The sequence below is a fragment of the Pseudopontixanthobacter vadosimaris genome (genome assembly GCF_012979275.1).
Taxonomy (GTDB): domain Bacteria; phylum Pseudomonadota; class Alphaproteobacteria; order Sphingomonadales; family Sphingomonadaceae; genus Pseudopontixanthobacter; species Pseudopontixanthobacter vadosimaris.
Genome location: NZ_JABASZ010000015.1, coordinates 1 through 23,151, shown reverse-complemented (window position 1 = coordinate 23,151; position 23,151 = coordinate 1). Strand labels below are relative to the sequence as shown.

Here is a 23,151-nt window from a genome sequence, read left to right as displayed (position 1 = left end):
GCTGTTCAACAAGCTGAAGAACTGGCGCCGGGTCGCCACTCGCTACGACAAAACCAAAGAATCCTACCTTGGCTTCGTCGCCCTCGCTTCAATCAAACTCTGGATACCCTTTGTCCACGAAACCTAGAATGTCCCGCTGCACGTCTCTACCTATCTTAAACTCGTGCTCGCCGAAGGCCATAAAGCCCTGTCGAGCATAGAACTCAATCGCCTTGGGATTTTCTTCCCATACACCGAGCCAGATCGCATCTGCCTCGATGGCTTTTGCTTCTTCAAGCGCATGTTCGAAAAGGGCTTTTCCAACGCCCGAACCCTGAACTTCTGCATCAACATAGATGCGTTCGATCTCCAAAGTTCGCCCTTCTACATTCTCGGTTTGTGCTGTGCCGCGATTAGTTTTGAGATAACCCACGATTTTGTCTTCGACCTTTGCGAAGGAGAAACTTGCTTCGGGATTATTCATCTCAATCGATAGCTGCTCAGTCGCAAATGCCTTGTCCAAATAAGCTTCAAAGTCCTTCGGATCATTACTGCTGGCAAATGTCTGACTGAATGTCTTTGCCCCGATTTGTGCAAGGGCAGACAGCTCATCGAGCTGGACTGGTTGAATCAAAATGTTTGCCATCAGTATTCTCTATTAACCTCGTTGATTGCCGGTCAAGTCAATGGCCGCAATTAGGGTCGATGCACGAACCGCTGCGCGGAGAGGTGCTGGCGGTGAGGCGAAGGTAAACGGCGGGCATTGCGCGTGGATTGAGCAAGGCCGCACATAGGCAGAGCATTTCGGCTCCTTCAATCAAGGAGTCGAACGATGAACGAGCTTATTCCTGTTGCCCCCGCCGCGCCCGTCAGCCCATTGCGCCAGCGCCTGATCGACGACATGAACATGCGGCACTTCAGCCGCGAGACGCAACGCAACTATATCCGCGATGTCGGGCGTTTTGCCACCTTCCTCGGGCGCCCTCCCGATACCGCCACCGCCGAGGATCTGCGCCGCTTCCAGATTGAACAGCGCGAAGCCGGGATGCCGGTCCCGACCATGAACAGCATCGTCGCGGCGCTGCGCTTTTTCTTCACCCACACGCTCGACCGGCCCGACCTCGCCCGCCGGCTCGTGCGCATGAAGCAGATCCGCAAGCTGCCGGTGGTGTTGAGCCGCGATGAGGTCGCCAGGCTGCTGGGGGCGACCACCTGCCTCAAGCACCAGGCCGCACTGTCGGTCGCCTATGGCGCGGGCCTGCGCGTGGGTGAAGTCTCGATGCTCAAGGTTCGCGACATCGACAGCGAGCGCATGCTCCTGCGTGTAGAGCGCGGCAAAGGCGGACAGTACCGCAACGCCATGCTGCCGGCGGACCTGCTCGTGCTGCTGCGCCAGTGGTGGAGGCTGGGCCGCGAACAGGGCGTGATGAACCGCGATGGTTGGCTGTTCCCCGGCCAGCACGCGCTGAAGCCGATCTCAACCAAGCAGCTCCACCGTGTGGTGGCCGAAGCCACGCAGTTAGCCGGGATCGCCAAGCGCGTCAGCCCGCACACGCTGCGCCACAGCTTCGCCACGCACCTGCTCGAGGATGGCGTCGATATCCGCATCATCCAGGCGCTGCTCGGCCATGCCAAGCTGGAGAACACCGCGTTCTATACCAAGGTGGCAACGCGCACGGTGCGCGCGGTGACCAGTCCGCTCGACAAGCTTGGCCTGTTCCTACCCGAGCCGGAGGCACCCTCCGGTTGAGCCGGTGCGGACCTCACTCGAGGTCGCCGACATCTTCCGCACTGCCGGCCCGGCCTACCGCGCCGCTCATGCTGGGCATCTGAGCCTGCATCAGCTGAAGATCATGTCGGCGATCGAGCATTGCCGCACCGCTGCCCTTGGCGGGCACGTCGAGGCCTGCACCGACTGCGGGCACTGGCGGATCGCCTACAACTCCTGTCGCAACCGGCATTGCCCCAAGTGCCAGGGCGCCGCCGCGCGGACCTGGCTCGAGGCGCGCGAGGCCGATCTCTTGCCGGTTGGCTACTTCCACGTGGTGTTCACGCTGCCGGCAGAGATCGCCGCCATCGCCTTTACCAACAAGGCGCTGGTCTACGACCTGCTGTTCAAGGCGGCAGCCGAGACGATGCTGACCATCGCCGCCGACCCGCAGCATCTGGGCGCCCGGATCGGCATCACCGCCGTGCTGCACACATGAGGCTCGGCGATGACTCACCATCCGCACGTGCACATGATCGTACCAGGTGGCGGTATTGCGCCAGATGGGAAGCGCTGGATCTGCTCGCGGCCCGCGTTCCTACTGCCAGTGCGGGTGCTCGGTGCGCTGTTCCGCCGCCTGTTCCTGACCCGGCTGCTCCAGCTTCACGACGCCGGGCGCCTCGCCTTCTTCGGCAGGCTTGTGCATCTGGCTGACCGCCGCGCCTTCCTGCGCTACCTTGCGCCAGTCCGGAAGAAGCGCTGGGTCGTCTATGCCAAGCCGCCGTTCGCCGGGCCCGAGGCGGTGCTCGCTTACCTGTCGCGCTACACGCACCGGGTGGCGATCTCGAACAGCCGCCTCATCTCCTTCGAACAGCGCGGCGTCACCTTCCGCTACAAGGACTATCGCCGCAGCGGGGCCGACCGGCAGCAGGTGATGGCGCTGGCTGCCGACGAGTTCATCCGCCGCTTCCTGCTCCATGTCCTGCCATCCGGCTTCCATCGCATCCGTCACTACGGCCTGCTCGCCGGTACCAAGCGCAAAGATAGCATCGAGCTTGCCCGCAAGCTGCTCGCGGTCGTGCCGCCGCCCGAAGATGGCGCGGTCGAGGAGCCGTCCGACACCCGACCGCCGTGCCCGTGCTGTGGGGGTCACATGGTCGTGATCGAGACCTTCACGCGCTGGCAGCAGCCGCGTGCGCCACCATCCGCCACATCGCTCATCCGGGAACTCGCGCCATGATCCGGCATGGCTCGCCTCCAGCACGCCGCGCAGCCACTGCGCCTCCGGCGATGTCGCCGCCTGCACGATTACCGCCAGCAGTCGCACTGATGGGCATACCTGGCAGTGGTCCCAGTCAGGATCCACCTCGCTGGGTAGCCACGATCCCGTCAGCCACGGCGCATCCTGCCGCCTTGGCTACTCGTCCCCGGGTCAGCCGAAACCCGAAAACCCCATAGCTCATCGTGTGCGGCCCGCGGTTCGTGCTTCGGGGACTTCCGTACGCCTCCGGCGCCCGGAACCCTTCACGTTTGCAGTCGGCCCGCTTTTATCGTGCGTGTGCGATTAGCGGACAGTCAGCTTTCAGGCGCTCCGACAACACGCGGGAAGGTCTGAAACGGTGGGGAACGGAATGTCTAGTTTGTTGTTTATTTTGGCCAAAGCAGACATAAAAACACCTACCAGTCAGTTTTGAGGACCTACAGTGAACATCGAGATCGAGCGGAACCCTTCGAAAGCTGAGGCGGACCTGCTCAGTCGCGGGATTAAGTCATTCAACGAAGAAACCGTTCGCGATCTCGAGCCGACCGAGGAAGAGAAGCGGTTTCACGTGATGGCTCGAGATGGCGAGGGATCATTACAAGGTGGCATCCGTGCAACATGCTATTGGAATACCCTTCACATCGAACTTCTTTGGATTTCCGAGACTGCGCGCGGCAGTGGAATCGGGCGTAAGTTGATACAGAAAGCCGAGGCTTTTGCGCGCGACAATGGTTGCGAAAATGCTTTAGTCGAAACGACCAGCTGGCAGGCAAGGCCATTCTACGAAAAGAACGGCTACAACCACATGGCGACCCTTTCCAACCGACCCAAGGGACACTCTTCGCACTATCTCAAGAAGGTGCTGATTTGATTTGGGGGCGTCCGCTTTCGAGGTAGTTTCCGCTCAAGCTAAACGACCGAGCTTAGGGTCGTTAGCCGAACGGCAGCTTTCAGCATTCAGCCACCTAAAAGCGGACCGTCTTCAACCGGCCCAATTACGGACATTTCTTAGCCCGCTAGAACGTTGATCAATCGATGGTCCTTTATATCGTAACGACGATCTTGTGCGTACCCCCACGCGCAAATCACCGAGCGGCCTTCACACGATGACCGTGATCTTTACAAAGTCGCTCCAATTCATCGACCCACGCACGGCTCACTAGATAGGTGCTGCTTCCGACTTCGGAATCAGTAGGAACGACATCCTTGGTCAGGCTGAGGTTGCGTGAGGACAAGTCTAGGTTGTTCTCGCCGGAAAACCACGAAATGAGCCGATCACCTCTTCGCCAGATAATCCACACCGCTTCACTCTCTCGGGGTCCGCGGGTCAGCCCAATCACGCAAGCGTGAGTATTTACCCCGACGGCTTTCTTGCGCAGATATGAGCCTACGACCTCCTCATACCCGGAGAAGTCCGCTCGCGTTTCCAGGTCGAACGGCTTGTAGTCGGCGAAGTGCGACGCTGAGGGCTGACTGTCTGGAACGCAGGCGGCCACCGAGGTCATAGTTGCGGCTGCAATGCATAGCCAGACATACCTCATTGATCTTTTCCCTGCATCGCCGGCCCATCCAGTGTGATAATCGATAATCACCAAGTTAGCCATTTCGTCCACGATTTGTGATTTGCCCTGCTCGCAGCCCATGCCAGCTGCATGCTCAATAATCGGCTCTTTGACGGCGATCGAGCCGCCGTTAGTCTGGGTGAAAGTTAAGCACCGTCATGTTTGAAACGCGCTTGTTTTTCAAGATATCGCAGAACACGCTCTATCGTCTTGGTCCTAGGCTCAGGACCTATTAAAGGGATTCACAAGTAGGCTTTCATCTGATCCAATGGCGACGCTGAGGAGGCGTTGCCATGAGTGATCTAATCTGGTTGTCGAAGGCGCAGATGCGCCGGATCGAGCCGTATTTCCCATTGCCGCACGGGGTGCCTCGGGTCGATGACCGGCGGATTATCAGCGGTATCATCTTCGTGATCAGGAACGGTCTGCGTTGGCGCGACGCCCCTTCGGATTATGGTCCGCACAAAACGATCTACAACCGCTTTATCCGTTGGAGCCGGATGGGCGTGTTCAACAGGATATCTGCGAGCCTGGCGGCCAAGGGCGGCAAGCCGGATCAGTTAATGATTGATGCGACCCACCTCAAGGCTCATCGCACGGCGGCCAGCCTCTTAAAAAAGGGGCTGTTCCCAGACGTATCGGACGCACCAAAGGAGGTTTGAACTCCAAGTTGCATGCGGTCTGTGATGGGCATGGCCGACCGCTTATCATGCTGCTCAGCGAAGGTCAGATGAGCGACTTCAAAGGTGCGGCGCTGATGATCGACGCCTTCCCCAAGGCCAAGGCCCTGCTCGGCGATAAAGGCTATGATGCTGACTGGTTCCGTGCTGCTCTGGCCGACAGGAGTATCTCCGCCTGCATCCCGTCAAAAGCCAATCGCAAAGTCCATATACCGCATGACAAGGCGCTCTATCGCCAGCGGCACAAGGTCGAGAACATGTTCGGAAAACTCAAGGACTGGCGACGCATCCACACTCGCTATGACCGATGTGCACACACCTTCATGTCCGCTATCTGCATCGCTGCAACCGTCATCTTCTGGCTCAATCAATGAGTCCTGAGCCTAGGCTCTCGCCCTGCGGTGGCAGTGTTTGGCACATGGGCCATTGTGGGTTTTTCAGCAGCCCAGAACTGGGATGTAAGCATGTTGCGACTGACTTTAGTCAAGATGGGCTTCCTTATGATCGCGATCTACTCTGCTGGGCCAACCTGTTACGCCAGCTGGGCACAAAACCTGTCGACGACGATCTGTAGCCCGATCCAGAGTTGGAGGCGTCGCAACCGAACGGTTCTGACACCTAATTCACGATCACGCTTTTCCGCGCCGTTGCGGGGGTCACAACCCTGTGTCGGTTCTTGGGCCGCTAGCCGTCGGTCCGCTTTTGACTGCATTAAATGTGAAAGCTGCCGACCGCGTTGTAGTGCAAATCTGCGTCATCCTTCGATCACGGATTCTGACCAGATTGCACCCATGCAAACCCAAAAGGGGTAGCCTAGTGGCTAGGATTTTCGGCTATCCTAGTCTTTCCTTCGCCAACCTTCAATTAGACTATGGTCTTTCGTCAACTCATTAATTACATGAGCAGAGTAAGTGGATATGCTTACGGTGTTAGCCTTTTTAAAGCTCACAATCCCTGATGTTTTAAGACAACCATTCTTGGTCCACCGCAATCGTTCCTGATTGGTAATATTCAGCGCCTTGCAAACCTCTTTCGGCGTCATGGCCCTCGCTGCAATCGCCTCTAAAGTGTCGGCAATATCGGCTGTGATTGACTTCAGTGCCTGTTCGTCGATCTGACTGCGGATTAGAAAATGAACGGCATCGATCTCCCACTTAGCACCATGCAATCCGGTCAAGTATCTCCGCAGCGAAGCGCGCGCTTCCTTCCGGCGTAGCTTTAGAATTGGAGAGAGGTCCAGCAACGCTTTCCAGTCGAGCGTGGCATGATAATCCCTCTCGTCTCGCGTCATGCATGAGAGAAGGTCTTCGTAGCTGACAAGTCGCCTCATCATCCGCTTACCGCAAAGCTCCGTTCACTTTTGCCAGCCCGGGCAACACGAGTTAGGGCCATTCGCATGCCTGCAACGACCATTGAGGACCCGCAATCGCCATGTCGGAAGATATGTCGACTGTCGGCAAACGGAAATGTCTGCACGGGCTGTGGCCGGACGCTCGATGAGATTGCGAAGTGGTCCGCAATGTCACCTGACCAAAGGCGAGCCGTGATACAGGCCGCTGCGAGGCGAAGGGTCGAGGGCTTCACTCTATGAGCACGGTTCATCTGATTCTCGGTGGTGCTCGATCGGGCAAGAGCCGCCATGCTCTTTCGATATGCGGCGGCATGGAGGGACCTCACAAGTTCATCGCCACCGCGCAGGCGTATGACGATGAAATGACCGAGCGTATCCGTCAGCATCGCGAGGAACGTGCTGATTTCTGGCACACAATCGAGGCACCGATCGAACTCGCTCGTGCGATTACTTTGGTCAACGAGGGCACGATGCTCGTCGATTGCTGCACTTTGTGGCTCTCGAACGTGATGCTGGCCGAACTCGACATCGGCAGGCAAGCCGATGCCCTGGTCGAGAGTATTGCTCGGGCTGAGGCGAATGTCGTGCTGGTCAGTAACGAAGTGGGCTCGGGCATCGTCCCCGAAAATCGGCTCGGCCGCGATTTCCGCGACGAACAGGGACGGCTGAACCAGCGGCTGGCCGAGATTTCCGAGACGGTCGAACTCGTGGTCGCAGGGCTGCCCCTTCGTCTCAAGGGTTAAGCCCTCGCGCCAGCCGTGAAAACGCGATCTTATCGGCGGGCAAGCCGATGCGGAGGTGATGGGCATCCCCGACGAACCGGCGCACGGCGATACCTTGCTCAGCAAGTCGCTGCCAAAGCGAATTTGCATCAGATCCACGGACGAACCGGAAAAGATCGGTTCCGCCACGGTCTTCCAACGCCGAGGTCGCGATAAGGGAATGCATCTCCTGCATTTGAACGGTAAGGTGTCCGCGCGTAGCGGCCTGCCAGTCATGATCAGCATAGGCTGCCGCGCCTATCGCTAGCGCAGGGCCCGACACGTCCCATCCGCCGAGGCGATCTTCGATGCTGCTCAAGATCTCCTGCGTAGCCAGGACGGCACCCAACCGCATGCCCGCAAGCCCGAAAAATTTGCCGAAGGATCGCAAGATGATCAGTCCCGGGCGATCGGCAAACGGAGCCGCGCTGAGCGTGGGATCGAGATCGGCATAGGCCTCGTCCACGATCAGCCAGCCGCCCCGTCGGGCGAGTTCGGCGCGCGCTGCCTCAATGGCATCGACGGGCCAACGGTGCCCATCGGGATTGTTGGGGTTCACGATTACTACGACGTCAGCCTCGCCGGCCAATGCCAAAGGATCGGAATGCGTGACCACCTTCGCCCCCACCAGTCGCCAGCTTTCCGCGTGATCGGCATAGCTGCAAGCGCGCACCGCTACGCTCTGAGCACGTAGGATCGATGGCAGCTGGCGGATGGCGACTTCCGTCCCGGCGACCGCGCGGCAAAAGGACGGATCGCATCCGAACGACTCCGCCATGGTGCTTTCGCAGAATGCGCGGGCCGCCTCGCCCGGTAAGCGCTCCCATGCATCGGGTGCGATCGGGGGCAACGGATAAGGATACGGATTGATGCCGGTCGACAGGTCGATCCATGGCAGAGGGGCGCCGGGAAACGCGCGAGCCATCGCGTCGATCCGACCGCCATGGCCTGATACGAGGTTCGAATCGATCATGACAGGTTGGCCCAACCCAGCAGCGCCAGGATGATCGCCATGGCGATGACTACCCAGCGATAAAGAGCCAAGGCGCGGCGGATATCGGCTCCGGCTGGGTTTCTTGCTCCCGAATTGAGCCAAGGCTCGTTGCTCGTCGTTTCGCCATAGGTCCGCGGGCCCGACAGTCTGATGCCGAGCGCCCCCGCCATCGCGGACTCCGGCCACCCTGCATTGGGGGAGCGATGCCTGCGGGCGTCCCGAAACAACACCTGTATAGCCCGGCCCGAACCGGCACAGAGCGCGAAAAGAATACCCGTCAGGCGTGCAGGGATCAGGTTGGCGAGATCGTCGAGCCGGGCGGCAATTTTACCGAAAGCTTCGTAGCGCGCATTGCGATGGCCGATCATTGAATCGAGCGTGTTGATTGCCTTGTAGGCAAACAGTCCCGGCAAGCCGAACAGCGCGCCCCAGAACAAGGGTGCTGTAACGCCATCCGACGTGTTCTCGGCCAGACTCTCGATCGAAGCACGTGCGATGGCAGGCTCGTCCAACTCAGCGGTTGCACGTCCGACGATGTGACTGAGCGAGTCCCGCGCAGCCGCGATCCCCGAAGCGTCGAACGCCCTGGCGACATCCGCAACGTGATCGTGCAGGGAGCGCGCAGCGATCAGGCTGGAGGCGATGAGGGCCATCAGGGCAAGCCCTAGCCACCCGGTTGGCAGAAACAGCTGGATGGCCAGACCGATTAAGCCCGCAAGCGAGACCAGAAACAGAGTAACAAGACCGCCCGTCGCGATCCGCGCCGATCTGCTCCATGATTGGCGATTGCCCAGACGCTCCGTCCGTTCGACCAGCCAGCCGAACCAGCGGACGGGATGCCCGATCCGCGTGTCCACCGCGTCGGGCCAGCCGACCATGGCTTCGATCGCGAGTCCTACCAGCATGATCCACGCAGCAATCACCGCGCAAGCGCCAACAGAGCGTCTACGTCGAGGGACGCCTCGAGCCCATCGGCCAGTTCATCCAGCGCATTTTCGACACTCTCTTCGTAATTGAGCGTGCTCCTCCGGCCGCTGCGCAATCGCTCAAGCCAACGCGAACGAAATGGATCGCTCGCGAACACACCATGAAGATAGGTTCCGATCAGACGTCCGCCCGCTGCGGCCGCGCCATCGCAGGTGCCGTCGTCCAGGCGACAGAAGGGCTTCTCTAGCATAGGGCCCTGAGAACGACCGGTATGGAGCTCATATCCTGTCACCGGGTCCCCATCGGCAAGCGTGGTTCCTGAGATGGGCCTAATGACTTTCTCGCGGGTCATCACCGTCGTCATGTCGAAGAGACCCAGACCATCCGCAGATCCTGCCAATCCATCCGCAGCGTCAGCATCTTCGAGCCAATTGCCCAGAATCTGGAACCCACCGCATAGGCCGACAACGTGCGCACCTGTGCGCCTAGCGGCGATGATGTCGTGATCCCACCCTTGGGCGCGAACCATCGCAAGGTCGGCAAGAGTCGACTTGGTGCCCGTGACGATGATCGCATCCGCCTCGCGCGGAAGAGGCTGGCCGGGAGGAATGAAGCGGACCTCGACATCCGGCTCGGCACGAAGCGGGTCGAGATCGTCGAAATTGCTGATCCGCGAAAGCATTGGCACGGCAATCAGGATAGCCCCGTCTTTCCGTCTCGCCTGATCCAGCACCACAGCGTCTTCAGCGGGCAGCCGCACAGCGCAGGGCAGCCACGGCACGATGCCGAAACTGCGCCAGCCGGTGCGGTCTTCGATGAAGCGCACGCCGTCCGCAAACAGTGTTTGGTCGCCACGAAAGCGATTGATGAGGAAGCCTTCGATCATATCGGCATCTTTGTTGTCTACGACGGTTCGGGTGCCGACCAGCGAGGCAATGACCCCGCCGCGATCGATGTCGCCTATAAGCACCACGGGAACGTCGGCCGCGCGCGCGAAGCCCATATTGGCGATGTCGCCCTTGCGCAGGTTGACCTCCGCGGGGCTGCCCGCACCTTCGACGATGACGAGATCGTGCGCCGATTTCAGCCGGTCGAACGCGTCGATCACAGCGGGAAGAAGGCTGCCACGATTGGCCATATACGCCGCCGCTTCCTCGCTGCGCAGTGCTTTGCCATTCAGGACGACCTGCGCGCGCCGATCACTTTCGGGCTTGAGGAGCACGGGATTCATGTCGGTCGTGGGCTCCAGCCCCGCGGCGCGTGCCTGGAGCGCTTGCGCGCGACCGATTTCGCCTCCGTTGGGACAGGCCGCCGCATTGTTCGACATGTTCTGCGGCTTGAAAGGTGCCACATCCACACCCCGGCGCCGTGCGATCCGGCAAAGCCCCGCGACAAGCAGCGACTTGCCCACGTTCGAACCGGTGCCCTGAAGCATGATCGCGCGACCGGCCATCCTGCGTTAGGCGGGGCCGAAAGTGTCGAGCCGGATATGCGCGCCATTGCGAACAATCTCCGCCTCGATCCCGAACACATTGCGCAAGCGCTCGCTCGTGAATGTCTCGGCCGGACTACCGTCAGCGACGATCCGCCCGTCGTGCATCCAGAGCACTCGGGTCGCATAGCGCAATGTGAGATCGAGATCGTGGACTACCGTCAGCACTCCGCGCCCGACCCGCGCCATCGAGGCAAACAAACGCATCGTCTGATGCTGGTAGCGCGGATCGAGCGCGGCAACCGGCTCGTCGGCAATAAGGAGTGGTGTCTCGGCAGCCAGCGCACGCGCCAGATGCACACGGGCCAGTTCGCCACCCGAAAGGGTATCCGCTGCCCGCTCTTCGAAACCATCAAGATGGCAGGCGCTGATCGCCTGCGAAACCGCCGCCTCGTCGCTGTCCGACAGTCGCCCCAGCGCCGCGCCATAGGCAAACCGCCCGAGCGAAACGACGTCGCGAACCGGTTGCGGCCAGACCAGCGGACGGGCCTGCGGCAGGTAGGCCACCTTGCGTGCACGCTCGACCGGCGTGAGCGAAGCGACCGGTTTGCCATCCATCGACGTCGCGCCCATATCGGCTGACAACAGCCCAAGCGCGAGGCGCAGCAGCGTCGTCTTACCGGACCCATTGGGACCGATCAGCGCGATGAGTTCTCCTGTTCTCAGTGAGAATCCAGCGTCGACGACCAGCGGCATGCCGTCCACCGCATAGCTCAGATTGCTTGTCTGCAGAACGCTCATGCCAATTTCCGTCGCGCGGCGATCCAGATGAACACCGGAGCGCCGAGGAGCGATGCGACCACGCCCAGCTTGAGTTCGCTATCGGTCGGGAGCACCCGCACGCCGATATCGGCCAGCACGAGGATGAGCGCGCCAAGCAGTGACGATGGCACCAGCAGGCGCGCCGGATCGTAGCGCAGGAAGGGCCGCACCAGATGCGGCGCGACGATCCCGACGAAACCGATCGCACCGGCCAACGCCACCGCGGCGCCTGTCGCCAGCCCGGCACCGATGATCACCGCCAGCCGCTGTCGTTTGAGGTCCAACCCCATTCCTTCGGCCGCCTCGTCTCCCAGAGCGAGTGCGGACAGGCCCCGGCGCGACGCGAGCAGCACCACCGCCCCGATCGCCATGAAGGGCAGCGCGAATACAAGATCGTCGAAGCTGCGATTGTCCACCGTGCCGAGCATCCAGTTGACCATGTCGGCAAGGCTGAAGGGGTTGGGCGCAAGGTTCATCAGCAGCGCCATGATTGCCGCCGAGAAACTCGAGAGGCCGACACCAATCAGGATCAGCGTGACCACGGAGCGGGTGCGGATCGCAGCCAGCGCGACCAGCAATGTCGCGATCAGGGCACCCGCGACTGCAGCCGAAGGCAAGACGAGTGGGCCTGCGGTCGCGAGACCGAAATAAAGCACGAAAGTCGCGAAGAGCGCGGCAGTGGCGGACACGCCGAGAATGCCCGGCTCGGCCAGTGGGTTGCGCAGAAGGCCCTGCAGGGCTGCCCCGCTCATTCCCAGTGCCGCGCCGACGAACGCGGCAGCGAGCGCGCGCGGCAGGCGGATTTGCCAGACGACCAGCTCGTCACCCTGACTCGATTGAAATGCGAGAGCAGCGAGCACCCGGTCGAGAGGCAAGGGCACCGATCCGAGCGCGACCGAAAGGACCAATGCACCCGTCAGGCTTGCCAGCAGGATGGACACCGGCCGATTCATCGCTTGTTGTCCCCCGCTTTCGCCAAAGCTTCGACCGCGTCTAGCAAGAACCAACCGCCGCACGAGGTCCACGATCCCTCCAGCGGGACGACCGGCAGTTCGCGCAACTGCGCCCGCGCCACCGGATGGCGCGCCGCACTCCAGTTGTCGACATGGTTGGTCGCGCTTTCGAAAAAGGCAGCCGCGATCAGGTCGGGGCGCTCGTATGCGAGGCGTTCGAGCGGAAGGGGGTTCCAACCGGCACGGTCCTGAAAATTCCTGAGGCCGGCCGCGACAAACAGTTCATGCACGAGTGTTCCTTCTCCAGCCGTCACACCAGCGGGTGTCATGTAGAGGACTTCGCGAGGGGGACTGGGCCGATCGGCCAGCGCCTTCAGTCGCCGATCCATCTCGGTGACGAGTGCTGCGGCCTCATTCGGCTTACCCAGTTCGGTCCCCACGCGCAGCACTTCGTCCCGCACTTCGGCAATCGATTGGGGGAAGCCAATCTGCACGACCGGCACGCCCGGTTCCTGCATGAAGTCGGCGATATCGTGCCCACCGCCATATGTTCGCACCACCAGATCGGGCTGCAGCGCCAGAACATCCGCAGTGCGCGGACGGACCGTGGGAATCCCTGCCGCCTCCGCCCGCATGTAGGAGAAGCGCTTCCCCGCATCGGGCGAAAGCGCGAGGATATCCTCTCGATCCGCGAACTTCAGGACATACTGGTCGGCGCAATAGTCGAGGCTGACGATCCGTCGCGGCGCCTCCGCTCCTCGCTCCGCCACCTGTGAACAGGCACAGAGCAAAAGGCACGCCAGCGCCGCGGGGATCGTCCGAACCATCGATTACATCCGGTAGCGCACGCCGCCGAACACCGCACGACCAGGTTGGCCGTAGCGGAAGATCGTTTCATACTGCTCGTCGAATAGGTTCTCTATCCGACCGAAAATTTCGATCTGCTCAGTAAGGCCAAAGCTCGCCCGAATATCGGTCACCACATAGCCATCGAGGCGGGTGGTGTTGGTGGCATTGTCGGAGCTGTCGCCCGCGACGAACACGGTGGCACCGATGCCGATGCCGTTCTCCATGCGGTAGTCCGCGACCAGACTGATCGTGTCTTCGGCGCGGCGCGGCAGGCGATTGCCGGTGATGTCGTTGCGGGCATCGATCGCGGTGTAGTTCAGCGCGACATCGAAGCCGTCGACCGGACGAAGCGCAAGGCCAAACTCCCAGCCGTCAGCGCTGGCCAGCGCGATATTGTCGTATGTTCCGGAAGGGCGGGGATTAGCGGGATCCTGGCACGCTGGGATGGGATTGCCGGTGCAGCCGACGAAAGCGATGAGGTTCTCGGCATCGCGTTCGAAGTAAGTGACGCCGATCTGGGCGCGGCGATCGAGGAAGCTGTGCGTGATGCCGATATCCCAGCTTTCGGACTCCTCGGGTTCTAGCGCGGTATTCCCGAAATCGCTGAACAGTTGGAACAACGCGGGCGCCTTGAAACCTTCGCCGAAACTACCGCGCAACACGGTATCGCCGCCGTTGGGCGAATAAGCACCACTGGCAGCGAAGGTCGTGTTGTTGCCGTAGGTTTCGTGATCGTCGTAGCGAACGCCGCCTGTCAGCGAGAGCCCCTCGATCGGAGTCAGGTTCAGCTGTCCGTAGACCGAATTGATCCACACGTCGTCGCCGGTCGCAGGAGCACCGAAACTGGAACTGCGATATTCCGATTCCTCACGCTCGGCACCGAACACCAGCGTCGCAATCTCGGCTGCGTCGAACACGCCCTGATATTCATAGCGCACGTTCTCGCCGAAGGCATCAAAGGTCTCGGAATCCGTATCGAAGCTGAAATTCCTGCGGTCGATCCGGGTGTAGGCGATACCCAGTCGATTGCGAAAACGCCCGTCCAGAAAGTCTGCGTTGATGCCCGCATAGCCGACCAAATCTTCTCGATAGGAAACCTCGTTGGTGTCCCCCAGGCCGGTAGCGGTGAAGCCGTCGATCTCGACCTCGCTGTCGGCATAGAAACCTCGCAGATCGATCGAGAAATTCTCACCCAGCGCAATATCGAGCTTGGCGTTGGCACCCAGGCTTTCAAAGCCGTCCGGCTCGGTGCCGCCGCGCGCTTCGCTGAATGCCGAAATGCCATCGGTGCGATAGTAATTGCCGCCGACACTAAGGCCTACGGGACCAAACCTTCCCGACACATTGCCGACGAGTTCCGCAGTATCGCGCTCACCATATTCCGCGCGAGCGAACACCCCGAACTCCTCGGTCGGTTCGCGGGTGATGAGGTTCACGACGCCGCCGATAGCCTGGCTGCCGTAAAGGACGCTTTGCGAACCACGCACCACTTCGATCCGTGCGATATTGCCTGTCAGGGCAGGACCGAAGTTGAAGCCGCCACCGGTCGAAGAGGGGTCGTTGAGCTTGACCCCGTCGATCAGCACGACGGTCTGGTCGCTCTCGGCACCACGGATCGAGACGCCTGTGCTGGTTCCGATGCCGCCATTGCGGTTGAAGGTGACGCCCGGGACTGTGCGCAGGATGTCGAGCACTTCACTCGGCTGGCGGTTTACGATCTCCTCTTCCTCGACCACTGTAACCGATTCGCCAACTTGGCTGATCGCACGTTCGGTGCGGTTGGCCGTGACCACGATCGTTTCGGAGTTCACTTCCTCGTCTTCAAGAAGATCGACCGACTGGGCAAAGGCTCCAGTCGAACACAGTGCCACGGCCGATGCCGCGACGGACAAATAGAATGCGGATTTCATTGACATATCCAAAGCCATCCCACGCGGAGGCCCCGGTGCCCGCATGGTCAACTCGACAGATGGCCCGCCGCGGCTCGCACCGAGCCGCGACTCCGGAAACCGGCCTGACTGTCGTTACTTCGGAAAAGAACTTTCCTGTCCCAAGGGGCTGGACCCGGCCCCGGACGAACGACGCGACGGCAGGTCTCCTGGCTTGCCGATCAACGTCTTCGAACCGTCTTCCCGGCGCCACCCAGTGAAGGGTTTAGCCAGTGACATGTTGGTTCGGGACTTCTGGCTCACAGTTGCGGGCACAGCGCCGGTATCGCACCGGCTTCCCTCTTAGCTTCAGGCGATTTCGCACCTGCAGCACCGTCTGTTCGCGCCAATGCTCGCCTGGTCCGTTGCTGTCAATCCTTGCTTGCTAGAAGTCGATGCCCTGCTGCGCGCGGATCCCGGCATGATAGGCGTGCTTGATTTCGGCCATTTCGGTGACAGTGTCGGCATAGTCGATCAGTTCGGGCTTCGCGTCCCGCCCGGTCAGGATGATCCGGGTATCGCCCCGGCCTTCGAGCACTTCGATCGCTTTTGCGGGCGTCAGGTATTCGTAGCGCAGCGCAATGTTAATTTCGTCGAGCACGACTAGAGCGTAGTCACCGCTTGTGATGAGTTCACCGGCCTTGGAGAGAGCTTTCTCCGCGGCTTCGATATCGCGATCCTTGTCTTGTGTGTCCCATGTGAAACCATCGCCCATGACGTGCCAATCGACGAGATCGGGAAAGCGCGCGAAAAACTGCTTTTCGCCCGTCTTCCACTTTCCCTTGATGAATTGCACCACCGCGACTTTCTGTCCCCAACCCAGCGCGCGGGCGATCACTCCGAAGGCCGAGCTCGACTTGCCCTTGCCATTACCGGTGTGGACCAGCACGAGGCCGCGCTCAGGATCCGTGAGCTCCCGGCGCCGCTTCGCTTGCGCGGCCTGCAGCTCCTTCATCTTTTGCTTGTGCGTATTGCTGTTGGTCTCGCTCATACGACCTCTTTTGGTTCAATGGTGAGGGACTGGCCGAAGCCGAGTTCCATTTCAAATGGGTTCGGTCGGCCAAGAGCTGCGGCAACGCAACGGACAACACCAAGATGTGTGACGGCAAGGATGTCACCACCAAAATCTGCCGCGTCGCGCAGATAAGCTCGCACTCTTTCGATCATCTGTGCAACACTCTCCCCCCCATGGGGTCGCGCACCTTCGACATCTTGTGCCCACGCATCGATTTCGCTGCGCGAAATGGCGTCCCACGGCAGCATTTCCCAGTTCCCAAAATCGATTTCCATTAGCCTCGGGTCGGCATGGACCGGAAGGTCGAAATACACGGCCAACCGCTCAGCCAGCGCGGTGCATCGGATCAACGGGCTGCTGTCGATCCGCGCGAAGCTTCCAGGCAATGCGTTCATCAGAGCGCTGAAGCGTCCGTCGTCTAAGGGTCTGGTGGTCACGTCCGACTGGCCGTAGCACGTGCCCTTAGCGATCTCAGGCTCACCGTGACGCAGCAAAGTCAGAGCCATGCCAGCATGCCGAGATAGAAGCCGACTTCGCTGATCTGCTGCACCGCGCCGAGGCAGTCGCCGGTATAGCCGCCCAGCTTGTGCTCGAAGAGCAGCCGCGTCGTAACATGGCCTATCGCAAGGCCGGCCAAGCCGCATAGTGCAGAGCCGGGCCCAAGAATGGTCGCACCGATTGCGGCCGCAGCGATCCCGGTGAGCGTCGCCACCACCAGCGGCGCTGCTCCGATCCCCTTCGCAACCGGCTTGGCGATCCCCTCGGCCCGTGCGTAACGACTTGTCGCGATCACGATCACCGCCGACAGGCGCGAGGCTCCGTGCGCCATGGGCAGAGCGGCGAGTGCGACCATGAAAGGGAGTTGCGCCAGCGACGCGATCTTGAGCAGCAGAACTATGAACAGCGCTGCGGCTCCGAAGGTGCCGAGCCGGCTGTCGCGCATGATCTCCATCATTCGCTCCGGCGTTGTCGCTCCTTGCCCGTCGAACAGGTCCGCCAGGCCATCCTCGTGAAAGGCACCCGTGGCCAGCAAGGTAGCGGCAGTGCTTAAGATCGCTGCGATGTAGGCCCCGCCGATCGCCCAGCCGAGCGCGAAAGCAGCAGCGCCAATTGCGCCGATCAACACACCGACCAGCGGATAGAAGCCCGGCGCGGCCTCGAAATCGCGCTCGTCCAGCTGCGCCGCAGGTAAGGGAATTCGCGTAAAGAAAACCCACGCGGCCAAAGCGGCGGCGAATGGTCGCTTCATGAGATCGGGGAGGCGCCGGACACCCCGGCCTGCGAGAAACTTGCCATGCCGAAAAGCGAGAGCGCGGCGCGGATGATCGGCACGGCCAACAACGCGCCGGTCCCTTCGCCCAGCCGCATATCGAAATCGAGCAGTGGCTCGGCTTGGAGCCAGTCGAGCAGCGCCCGATGGCCGTGTTCTGCCGAGCGATGCGCATAGACAAAGGCCCGTTCACAGTCTGGCTCGATCGCCCGCGCAAGCGCGGCGGCAGCGGTCGCGATAAAGCCATCGACCACCACAAGTTTATTCGATGTCCCGGCGCCAGCCATCGCACCCGCCATCGTGCCGATCTCGAAGCCGCCGACCTCGGCCAGCGCTTCAACCGGCGCAAGCGCTCCAGTTCGCGCAGCTGCGCGTTCGAGAACCTCTTGCTTGTGCGAGAGACCGGTATCGTCGAGGCCCGTCCCTCGCCCGACAAGTTCGGCCACGGAAATGCCGCTTAGGTTATGAGCAAGTAGGGCCGCAGAGGAAGTGTTCGCGATGCCCATCTCGCCGAAACAAACGATCTTGCTTTCAATACCGCACGCGAAATGTCGCCCTTGCGCAATCGCCTTCCTTGCCGTCTCGGGCGACATCGCAGGCCCTATAGAACTGTCGGCCGTTCCCCCTCCTAATGACAGATCGATAAGCGCATCGCGTCGGCGCGGCGGATGTGCGATTCCGCAGTCAACGACGGTCATCGGTATGTCGAATTGCGCCGCGATGACATTTGCAGCGGCTCCGCCGGCTAGAAAGTTGGCGACCATTTGGCCGGTAACCTCCTGCGGGAACGCGGACACGCGCTGTGCGGCAATCCCATGATCGGCTGCGAAAATGGTCAACGATGCTGAAGCATTCGACGGAGTCATGTCGCCAAGAATCGCAGCGGCCTGAACTGCAAGGCTTTCGAGCCTCCCCAATGACCCTATCGGTTTGGTCTTGTCGTCGATCAGGCGCTGGAAGTCGGCTCGGGTCATACGATGCGCGTCTAGCGAATACGGAATGGCTTTGGAACGGCATAACAAAGCCATACGCAATGAGCGCTTGTGGAGGTCCATTGGCGTGGGCAGGGCCGTTTTGTGAGCCCAAGCAGTATCGCCACAGCGGCGTGTTGAGCAAACGGCAGCTTTCATGTCGCGAGGCGAACCATGATAATGACCGAAATTAGGGCGCTAAGCGGACTTTCCCCCTCATGGCCGTCATTGCGTTGCATTCTTGATCGAAGCGTCGGGTATTTCTCTGAATGTTGCTGCCCAGTCGAGGAGAAAGCACGACATCTAAAAGGCAGCCACTCGGCTAAAGCTGGAGTTTTTTCAGCTCTGTTCCGCTTGCTCAATTTAGCATGCCCTCGAGCAAATCACCGATCTGCTGCACTGCCTCAATCAAATGATCGTCATCAAGGTGAGCATACCGAGCGGTCGTCTGAACATTGGCATGGCCAAGCAGACGCCCGATCATCGGCAGCGTTTCCTTGTTCATCGCGGCGTGGCTGGCAAAGGTATGGCGTAGATCGTGAATGCGAACGCCGGGTAGTCCCGCCTCATCTCTAAGCCTGCGCCAAAAGCCATTCACGCAACGAAGGGGCTTGCCGTAGCTGTAGTTCCAAAACGGGTATGGAATCCTCTCGAAGCGGGGCAGCGCGGCGATCACTTCACGGGCTACCGAGCCAAGCCAGACCGTTCGCGGCCCGGTCTTGCTGTCGCGCAGGTGCAGCCGGTTGCCCTTGATGTCGCTCCATTCGAGCGTGAGGATTTCGCTCTTCCGACAACCGGTCAGCAGCAAGAGCGTGATGGCTGCACCCGCACACTGCTTCGTGCGGTCGTCCGATGATCGAAGCTTGGCAAGTTCAGCTCCCAAGCGAGCGAGTTCTTCGTTCGAAAGGAAGCGCTCACACTGGCGCTTGCGGTTGGGCCTTACAGACCGGCACGGATTGGTGTTTTCAAGCCGGTAGCCCCACTCTTCTGCCTTGTTCAGCATGTGTTTGAGGATTTCGAAGGTCCGGTTCGATGCTCCCGGCCCGGTCCGATTGTTGAGGTCCGCAAACCAGCTTGTCACATGGCCTTCGTTCAGCTCGTCGATATAGACACCAGCGAAGGCGTCATCGAGATAGCGGCGACGGTAGCCGGTGTGCGTTTCCAGGGTCGATGCCTTCCAGCGTGGTGCCCAACGCTCCCAATACTCGATCACGAAGTCGGCGAAGCTAGGCGCGGACCGAATCCGCTGGCGTTCGGTTGCCGGATCGCGACCGACCTGCGCGTAGGCGATGACCCGGCGCGCAACCATTTGCGCCTGATAGCAGGTAAGGACCGATGCAGGCCCGATTGTCACCGTGCGCATACGTCCCGCCATGCGGGTCTGCACGATGTAGACGTTGCGACCGCTCGAATAGTGGCGGATGCCAAAACCGTGCTCGACGCCCAACCAGGTGGTGGTCCGCGCCTTGCCTTTGGGAACGAGCTTGAAGTTAACGCTTGCCCCAACCTCGGCAAGCGCCTCCTCGACGATCCGCTTGAGACTGGCGGCTGTCATGGCCTGAGTCCAATCGCTTGCGCCAGCGAACCGGAAACCCGCTCGGCGGCTTCGCCGATCACGTCATCGGACAGGTGGGCATACTTGGCTGTCGTCTCGACCAGCTTGTGGCCCAGCAGCTTGCCGATGGTCGACAAGGGCACATTGTCCATGATCGCGGTCGAAGCGAAGCTGTGGCGAAGATCATGGATGCGAACGTCAGGCAAAGCGCAACGTCGCCGGAAATCGTACCACCAAATATCGAAGTTCAGCGGGCGTTGCCCGCTCCGGTTCGAGAACACCAGTTCGTTGTCCTCGCGCCGCTCGATCTGCGCGAGGACGTCCTGGGCTTGTGAATTGAGCCAAATGACCTTGGGACCGGTCTTGCTGTCTGGCAGCAGCAGTCGGGGCGGCTTCACCCACTCCCAGCGCAGATTCTTGATCTCGCCCACGCGCGCGCCGGTGAACAGTAGCAAGCGAGCAATTGCGACCTCTGCCGGTCGGTCTGCCTCAGCCTCACGCAATGCCGCTCCGATCCGACGATACTCGGCTGGCGTCAAAAAGCGCTCGACGCTATGCCGCTTGTAGCGCGGCATCCCTCGGCAGGGGTTCGAACCTGGCCGACGCATCTTGAGCGCCTCGGCATACCTGAACAGCGCGGAAAGCACTGGAACGGCACGATTGTAGTTAACCTCGCTCTCTCCCGCGCATCCATCGCGCCAGCGGTGGATGTCTGGCGGAAGGATGTCTGCTACGCGCGTGTTGCCAAATGTGGGCTTGATGGTGAGCCGCCATGCAGCCCAGTTGCGCTTCTTAGTAGATGGCTTCCAGACGCGGGAAAGATCATCCCAATAGGCCTCAACGAAATCGGTCATCGTCGGTGTGGCCTTCACCACTGCGCGCTTGGGCAATCCGTCAAGCGCAGCTTCGGCAAGAATGCGGCGAGCCTGCGCCCTTGCCAGCCCCGCCTCCAGTTCGTCGGTCCGGCCAAGGGTGATGCGGCGATGCTTGCCGCGATGGCGCAAGCGAACGAACCAGAAGTAGTTGCCGCTCGGCCTTACACGCAGTCCGAAGCCCGCAAGCTCGGTGTCCCAGATGCAGTATTCGTGTTCGCGCAGCGGCAGTTTCCGTCGCGCGAAATTACCATCGAGTAGTGCCCGCCATGCGGGCTTTCGCCGCTTGGGGACCATATGGCATTCCCCCCTACCCGAACTACCCTCAAATGTCGCCAGATTCCCATCATTTGCGGGGACCGGGCAGCATTCAGCAGTGCCCTCTCTGCCGAGCACCTTGAGCGTTTCACGCACTGATTTTATTGCACTTTTTCCCAAAACACAGCAGTGCTACTGCGTACGGTGTGCTTGTCAAACTCCCCAATTGCGGGGCCCTTTCCGGCCTTTCCAGACTGGCAATCAACATAGCCGAATTTCCTGCTTCCAGATGGAGCGAGAGCAATAGCGACTCGGCAAACTCAAGATGCTTGGCGCTTCATCCAGTAATCGCTACGCCCTACCAAAGCAGGAGGGCGCAAGTTCAAATGGACTTTCAAGGTTATCTATCTGAAATTCGGGCGCTCTATGCCAGTGGCCAGACAACTGAACACAGCTTCCGCCCTGCCTTGGCAAAGCTGTTCGCATCGATCGATCCGGCCATCACCGTCATCAATGAGCCGAAGCATATTACCGATGTCGGCGCGCCTGATTTCGTGTTTCAGCGGGGGGATGTCGCCATCGGCTGGTGTGAGGCCAAGGACATCGGCAAGGATGTCCGCAAGTTCGCAGCCAATGACTACAGCAAGGGCCAGAAAGAGCGATACCGCAAGGGTTTGCCAAATCTGATCTATACCAACGGGCTGGACTTCGAATTCATTTGTGATGGTGAGGCTGTGGACTTTATCACCATTGCCGACCTGATCCCGACAATGCCCGCGAGGCCAGACACCTTTGCTCTCCTTGAAAACCGGTTGCGCGACTTTGCTCATGTTACGCTGCTCAGCATCACATCCTCCAAGCGGCTAGCGGAAATGATGGCGGGCAAGGCTGCCATCATCAAGGACATCATGGGCCGCGCTCTGGTGTCCGATATGAAGGCAAAGGAGGCAGGGAAGTCAGCTACCGACCTGATCGGCCAGTATGAGGCGTTCAAGGCCAACCTGATCCACGACATCACCGTGGACGAGTTTGCAGACATCTACGCCGAGACCATTGCCTACGGGCTGTTCGCGGCGCGCCTACATGATAAAACGCCGGCCACGTTCACGCGGGGCGAAGCGCTGGAACTCTTGCCGAAATCCAACCCGTTCCTGCGCGAACTGTTCATTTATATCGCCGGGCCAAATCTGGACGAGCGCCTGCGCCGCGTGATCGATGAACTTTGCAACGTCTTTTGCGCCACGAACATGGAACAAGTGCTTCGCCACTTTGGCAAGGTGACGGCGCGGCAAGACCCATTCCTGCATTTCTACGAGGTGTTCCTGGCCGAATACAATCCCGCCAAGCGCAAGGCGCGGGGCGTCTGGTATACGCCGGAGCCCGTCGTGAACTTCATTGTTCGTGCTGTCGATGACGTGCTGAAATCAGAATTTGGTTTGGCAGACGGGCTTGCCGATACCAGCCGCATTTCGATTGATTGGGACACCGGGCAAACCGACAAGAAGGGCAAGCCAGCGACCGTCAAGAAAGAGGTTCATCGCGTCCAGATACTCGATCCGGCAACCGGCACCGGTACGTTTCTGGCTGAGGCAATCAAATTGATTGCGGAGCGGATTAAAGGACATGCGCCGGGCAACTGGTCGAACTACGTCGAAGAGAATTTGATTCCGCGCATCCATGGCTTCGAATTGCTCATGGCAAGCTACGCTATGTGCCACATGAAGCTCGACATGATCCTGACCGGGCTTGGCTACAAGCCAACGGCCAAGCCGCCCCGACTGGGAGTTTATCTCACCAACTCGCTGGAGGAGGGCGAGCGCGTGGAACAGACACTTTTCGGCCTTTCCCGTGCCATTGCAGAGGAAGCCAAAGCCGCTAGGCTTCGTGGACAAAGCTTGACCTGAGACTCGACCGCTGATTCAAGGCTACCTTTTGGAGGCAGCATTGGGTGAGCGGGTTGGTGTGTCGGGTGACGAGTGGGCTTTGATCGGCCCACTGCTACC

22 protein-coding genes, 2 pseudogenes and 1 riboswitch are annotated in these 23,151 nt (G+C 60.5%); of the genes and pseudogenes, 8 read left to right on the top strand and 16 right to left on the bottom strand.

The features are described 5' to 3' along the window. Nucleotides 1-127, top strand: a pseudogene (locus tag HG250_RS04395) (IS5 family transposase); the annotation flags it as partial. Here the strand turns inward: HG250_RS04395 and HG250_RS04390 are convergent. Beyond that, nucleotides 89-625 (bottom strand): GNAT family N-acetyltransferase, encoded by a 537-nt coding sequence (locus tag HG250_RS04390; protein WP_170003092.1) that lies wholly within the window; start codon nucleotides 623-625, stop codon nucleotides 89-91. The pseudogene HG250_RS04395 and the gene HG250_RS04390 overlap by 39 nt on opposite strands. A 186-nt stretch (nucleotides 626-811) precedes the next feature. Between HG250_RS04390 and HG250_RS04385 the strand changes: the two genes are divergently transcribed. The 3 genes and pseudogenes from HG250_RS04385 to HG250_RS04375 all read left to right on the top strand — a co-directional run bounded on the left by HG250_RS04385 (nucleotide 812) and on the right by HG250_RS04375 (nucleotide 3,819). Continuing rightward, complete coding sequence (locus HG250_RS04385) at nucleotides 812-1,729, top strand: tyrosine-type recombinase/integrase (protein WP_170003090.1); 918 nt, start codon at nucleotides 812-814, stop codon at nucleotides 1,727-1,729. A gap of 4 nt (nucleotides 1,730-1,733) precedes the next feature. Further along, nucleotides 1,734-2,927, top strand: a pseudogene (locus HG250_RS04380) (IS91 family transposase). A 463-nt stretch (nucleotides 2,928-3,390) separates the two neighbouring features. After that, nucleotides 3,391-3,819, top strand: coding sequence for a GNAT family N-acetyltransferase (locus HG250_RS04375; RefSeq protein ID WP_170003088.1), 429 nt, complete (start codon nucleotides 3,391-3,393; stop codon nucleotides 3,817-3,819). 214 nt (nucleotides 3,820-4,033) lie between these two features. Here the strand turns inward: HG250_RS04375 and HG250_RS04370 are convergent, their stop codons facing one another. After that, a complete protein-coding gene (locus HG250_RS04370; RefSeq protein ID WP_170003086.1) occupies nucleotides 4,034-4,591 on the bottom strand; it encodes a hypothetical protein in 558 nt (185 codons plus the stop codon). 212 nt (nucleotides 4,592-4,803) lie between these two features. On the opposite strand from HG250_RS04370, the gene HG250_RS04365 reads away from it, so the two are divergent. Next, a protein-coding gene (locus tag HG250_RS04365) for an IS5 family transposase (protein WP_170003084.1) occupies nucleotides 4,804-5,564 on the top strand; the annotation gives its coding sequence in 2 pieces (ribosomal slippage) (nucleotides 4,804-5,137 and nucleotides 5,137-5,564; 762 coding nt in all). A gap of 464 nt (nucleotides 5,565-6,028) precedes the next feature. Here HG250_RS04365 and HG250_RS04360 read toward each other — a convergent pair. Further along, nucleotides 6,029-6,481, bottom strand: a complete 453-nt coding sequence (locus HG250_RS04360; protein ID WP_170003082.1) for a hypothetical protein — start codon at nucleotides 6,479-6,481, stop codon at nucleotides 6,029-6,031. 105 nt (nucleotides 6,482-6,586) lie between these two features. On the opposite strand from HG250_RS04360, the gene HG250_RS04355 reads away from it, so the two are divergent. Next, a complete protein-coding gene (locus tag HG250_RS04355; RefSeq protein ID WP_170003080.1) occupies nucleotides 6,587-6,781 on the top strand; it encodes a DUF1289 domain-containing protein in 195 nt (64 codons plus the stop codon). Beyond that, nucleotides 6,778-7,284, top strand: coding sequence for a bifunctional adenosylcobinamide kinase/adenosylcobinamide-phosphate guanylyltransferase (gene cobU, locus HG250_RS04350; protein ID WP_170003078.1), 507 nt, complete (start codon nucleotides 6,778-6,780; stop codon nucleotides 7,282-7,284). Before HG250_RS04355 ends, cobU begins: the two co-directional genes overlap by 4 nt. Here cobU and cobD read toward each other — a convergent pair. The 13 genes from cobD to HG250_RS04285 all read right to left on the bottom strand — a co-directional run bounded on the left by cobD (nucleotide 7,274) and on the right by HG250_RS04285 (nucleotide 21,187). After that, nucleotides 7,274-8,275, bottom strand: coding sequence for a threonine-phosphate decarboxylase CobD (gene cobD / locus HG250_RS04345; protein ID WP_170003076.1), 1,002 nt, complete (start codon nucleotides 8,273-8,275; stop codon nucleotides 7,274-7,276). The genes cobU and cobD overlap by 11 nt on opposite strands. After that, complete coding sequence (cbiB, locus tag HG250_RS04340) at nucleotides 8,272-9,219, bottom strand: adenosylcobinamide-phosphate synthase CbiB (protein ID WP_215228036.1); 948 nt, start codon at nucleotides 9,217-9,219, stop codon at nucleotides 8,272-8,274. Before cbiB ends, cobD begins: the two co-directional genes overlap by 4 nt. Continuing rightward, complete coding sequence (locus HG250_RS04335; protein ID WP_170003072.1) at nucleotides 9,216-10,676, bottom strand: cobyric acid synthase; 1,461 nt, start codon at nucleotides 10,674-10,676, stop codon at nucleotides 9,216-9,218. The genes cbiB and HG250_RS04335 overlap by 4 nt, the downstream gene beginning before the upstream one ends. A 6-nt stretch (nucleotides 10,677-10,682) precedes the next feature. After that, complete coding sequence (locus HG250_RS04330; protein ID WP_170003070.1) at nucleotides 10,683-11,456, bottom strand: ABC transporter ATP-binding protein; 774 nt, start codon at nucleotides 11,454-11,456, stop codon at nucleotides 10,683-10,685. Then, a complete protein-coding gene (locus HG250_RS04325) occupies nucleotides 11,453-12,418 on the bottom strand; it encodes a FecCD family ABC transporter permease (RefSeq protein WP_338103860.1) in 966 nt (321 codons plus the stop codon). The genes HG250_RS04330 and HG250_RS04325 overlap by 4 nt, the downstream gene beginning before the upstream one ends. A gap of 8 nt (nucleotides 12,419-12,426) precedes the next feature. Further along, the gene (locus HG250_RS04320; protein ID WP_170003066.1) at nucleotides 12,427-13,257 is read right to left on the bottom strand and encodes an ABC transporter substrate-binding protein; all 831 of its coding nucleotides are present in this window, start codon (nucleotides 13,255-13,257) and stop codon (nucleotides 12,427-12,429) included. 3 nt (nucleotides 13,258-13,260) lie between these two features. After that, nucleotides 13,261-15,189: a TonB-dependent receptor plug domain-containing protein gene (locus tag HG250_RS04315; RefSeq protein ID WP_170003064.1), complete on the bottom strand. Its 1,929-nt coding sequence runs from the start codon at nucleotides 15,187-15,189 to the stop codon at nucleotides 13,261-13,263. Between the two features lie 161 nt (nucleotides 15,190-15,350). Beyond that, nucleotides 15,351-15,560: riboswitch (cobalamin riboswitch) on the bottom strand. Nucleotides 15,561-15,592: 32 nt separating this feature from the next. Beyond that, nucleotides 15,593-16,198 carry a cob(I)yrinic acid a,c-diamide adenosyltransferase gene (gene cobO, locus HG250_RS04310; protein WP_170003062.1) on the bottom strand — a complete coding sequence of 202 codons (606 nt, stop codon included), beginning with the start codon at nucleotides 16,196-16,198 and terminating at the stop codon, nucleotides 15,593-15,595. Beyond that, a complete protein-coding gene (gene cobC, locus HG250_RS04305) occupies nucleotides 16,195-16,728 on the bottom strand; it encodes an alpha-ribazole phosphatase family protein (RefSeq protein ID WP_170003060.1) in 534 nt (177 codons plus the stop codon). Before cobC ends, cobO begins: the two co-directional genes overlap by 4 nt. Next, on the bottom strand, nucleotides 16,719-17,471 hold the full coding sequence (gene cobS / locus HG250_RS04300; protein WP_170003058.1) for an adenosylcobinamide-GDP ribazoletransferase: 753 nt from the start codon (nucleotides 17,469-17,471) through the stop codon (nucleotides 16,719-16,721). The genes cobC and cobS overlap by 10 nt, the downstream gene beginning before the upstream one ends. After that, nucleotides 17,468-18,547 carry a nicotinate-nucleotide--dimethylbenzimidazole phosphoribosyltransferase gene (gene cobT / locus HG250_RS04295; protein ID WP_240956912.1) on the bottom strand — a complete coding sequence of 360 codons (1,080 nt, stop codon included), beginning with the start codon at nucleotides 18,545-18,547 and terminating at the stop codon, nucleotides 17,468-17,470. The genes cobS and cobT overlap by 4 nt, the downstream gene beginning before the upstream one ends. A gap of 274 nt (nucleotides 18,548-18,821) precedes the next feature. After that, entirely contained in the window at nucleotides 18,822-20,018 is a 1,197-nt protein-coding gene (locus HG250_RS04290) for a tyrosine-type recombinase/integrase (protein WP_170003056.1), read from the bottom strand. Continuing rightward, nucleotides 20,015-21,187, bottom strand: coding sequence for a site-specific integrase (locus HG250_RS04285; RefSeq protein WP_170003054.1), 1,173 nt, complete (start codon nucleotides 21,185-21,187; stop codon nucleotides 20,015-20,017). Before HG250_RS04285 ends, HG250_RS04290 begins: the two co-directional genes overlap by 4 nt. A gap of 347 nt (nucleotides 21,188-21,534) precedes the next feature. On the opposite strand from HG250_RS04285, the gene HG250_RS04280 reads away from it, so the two are divergent. Continuing rightward, complete coding sequence (locus tag HG250_RS04280) at nucleotides 21,535-23,052, top strand: N-6 DNA methylase (protein ID WP_170003052.1); 1,518 nt, start codon at nucleotides 21,535-21,537, stop codon at nucleotides 23,050-23,052. Nucleotides 23,053-23,151 lie beyond the last annotated feature (99 nt).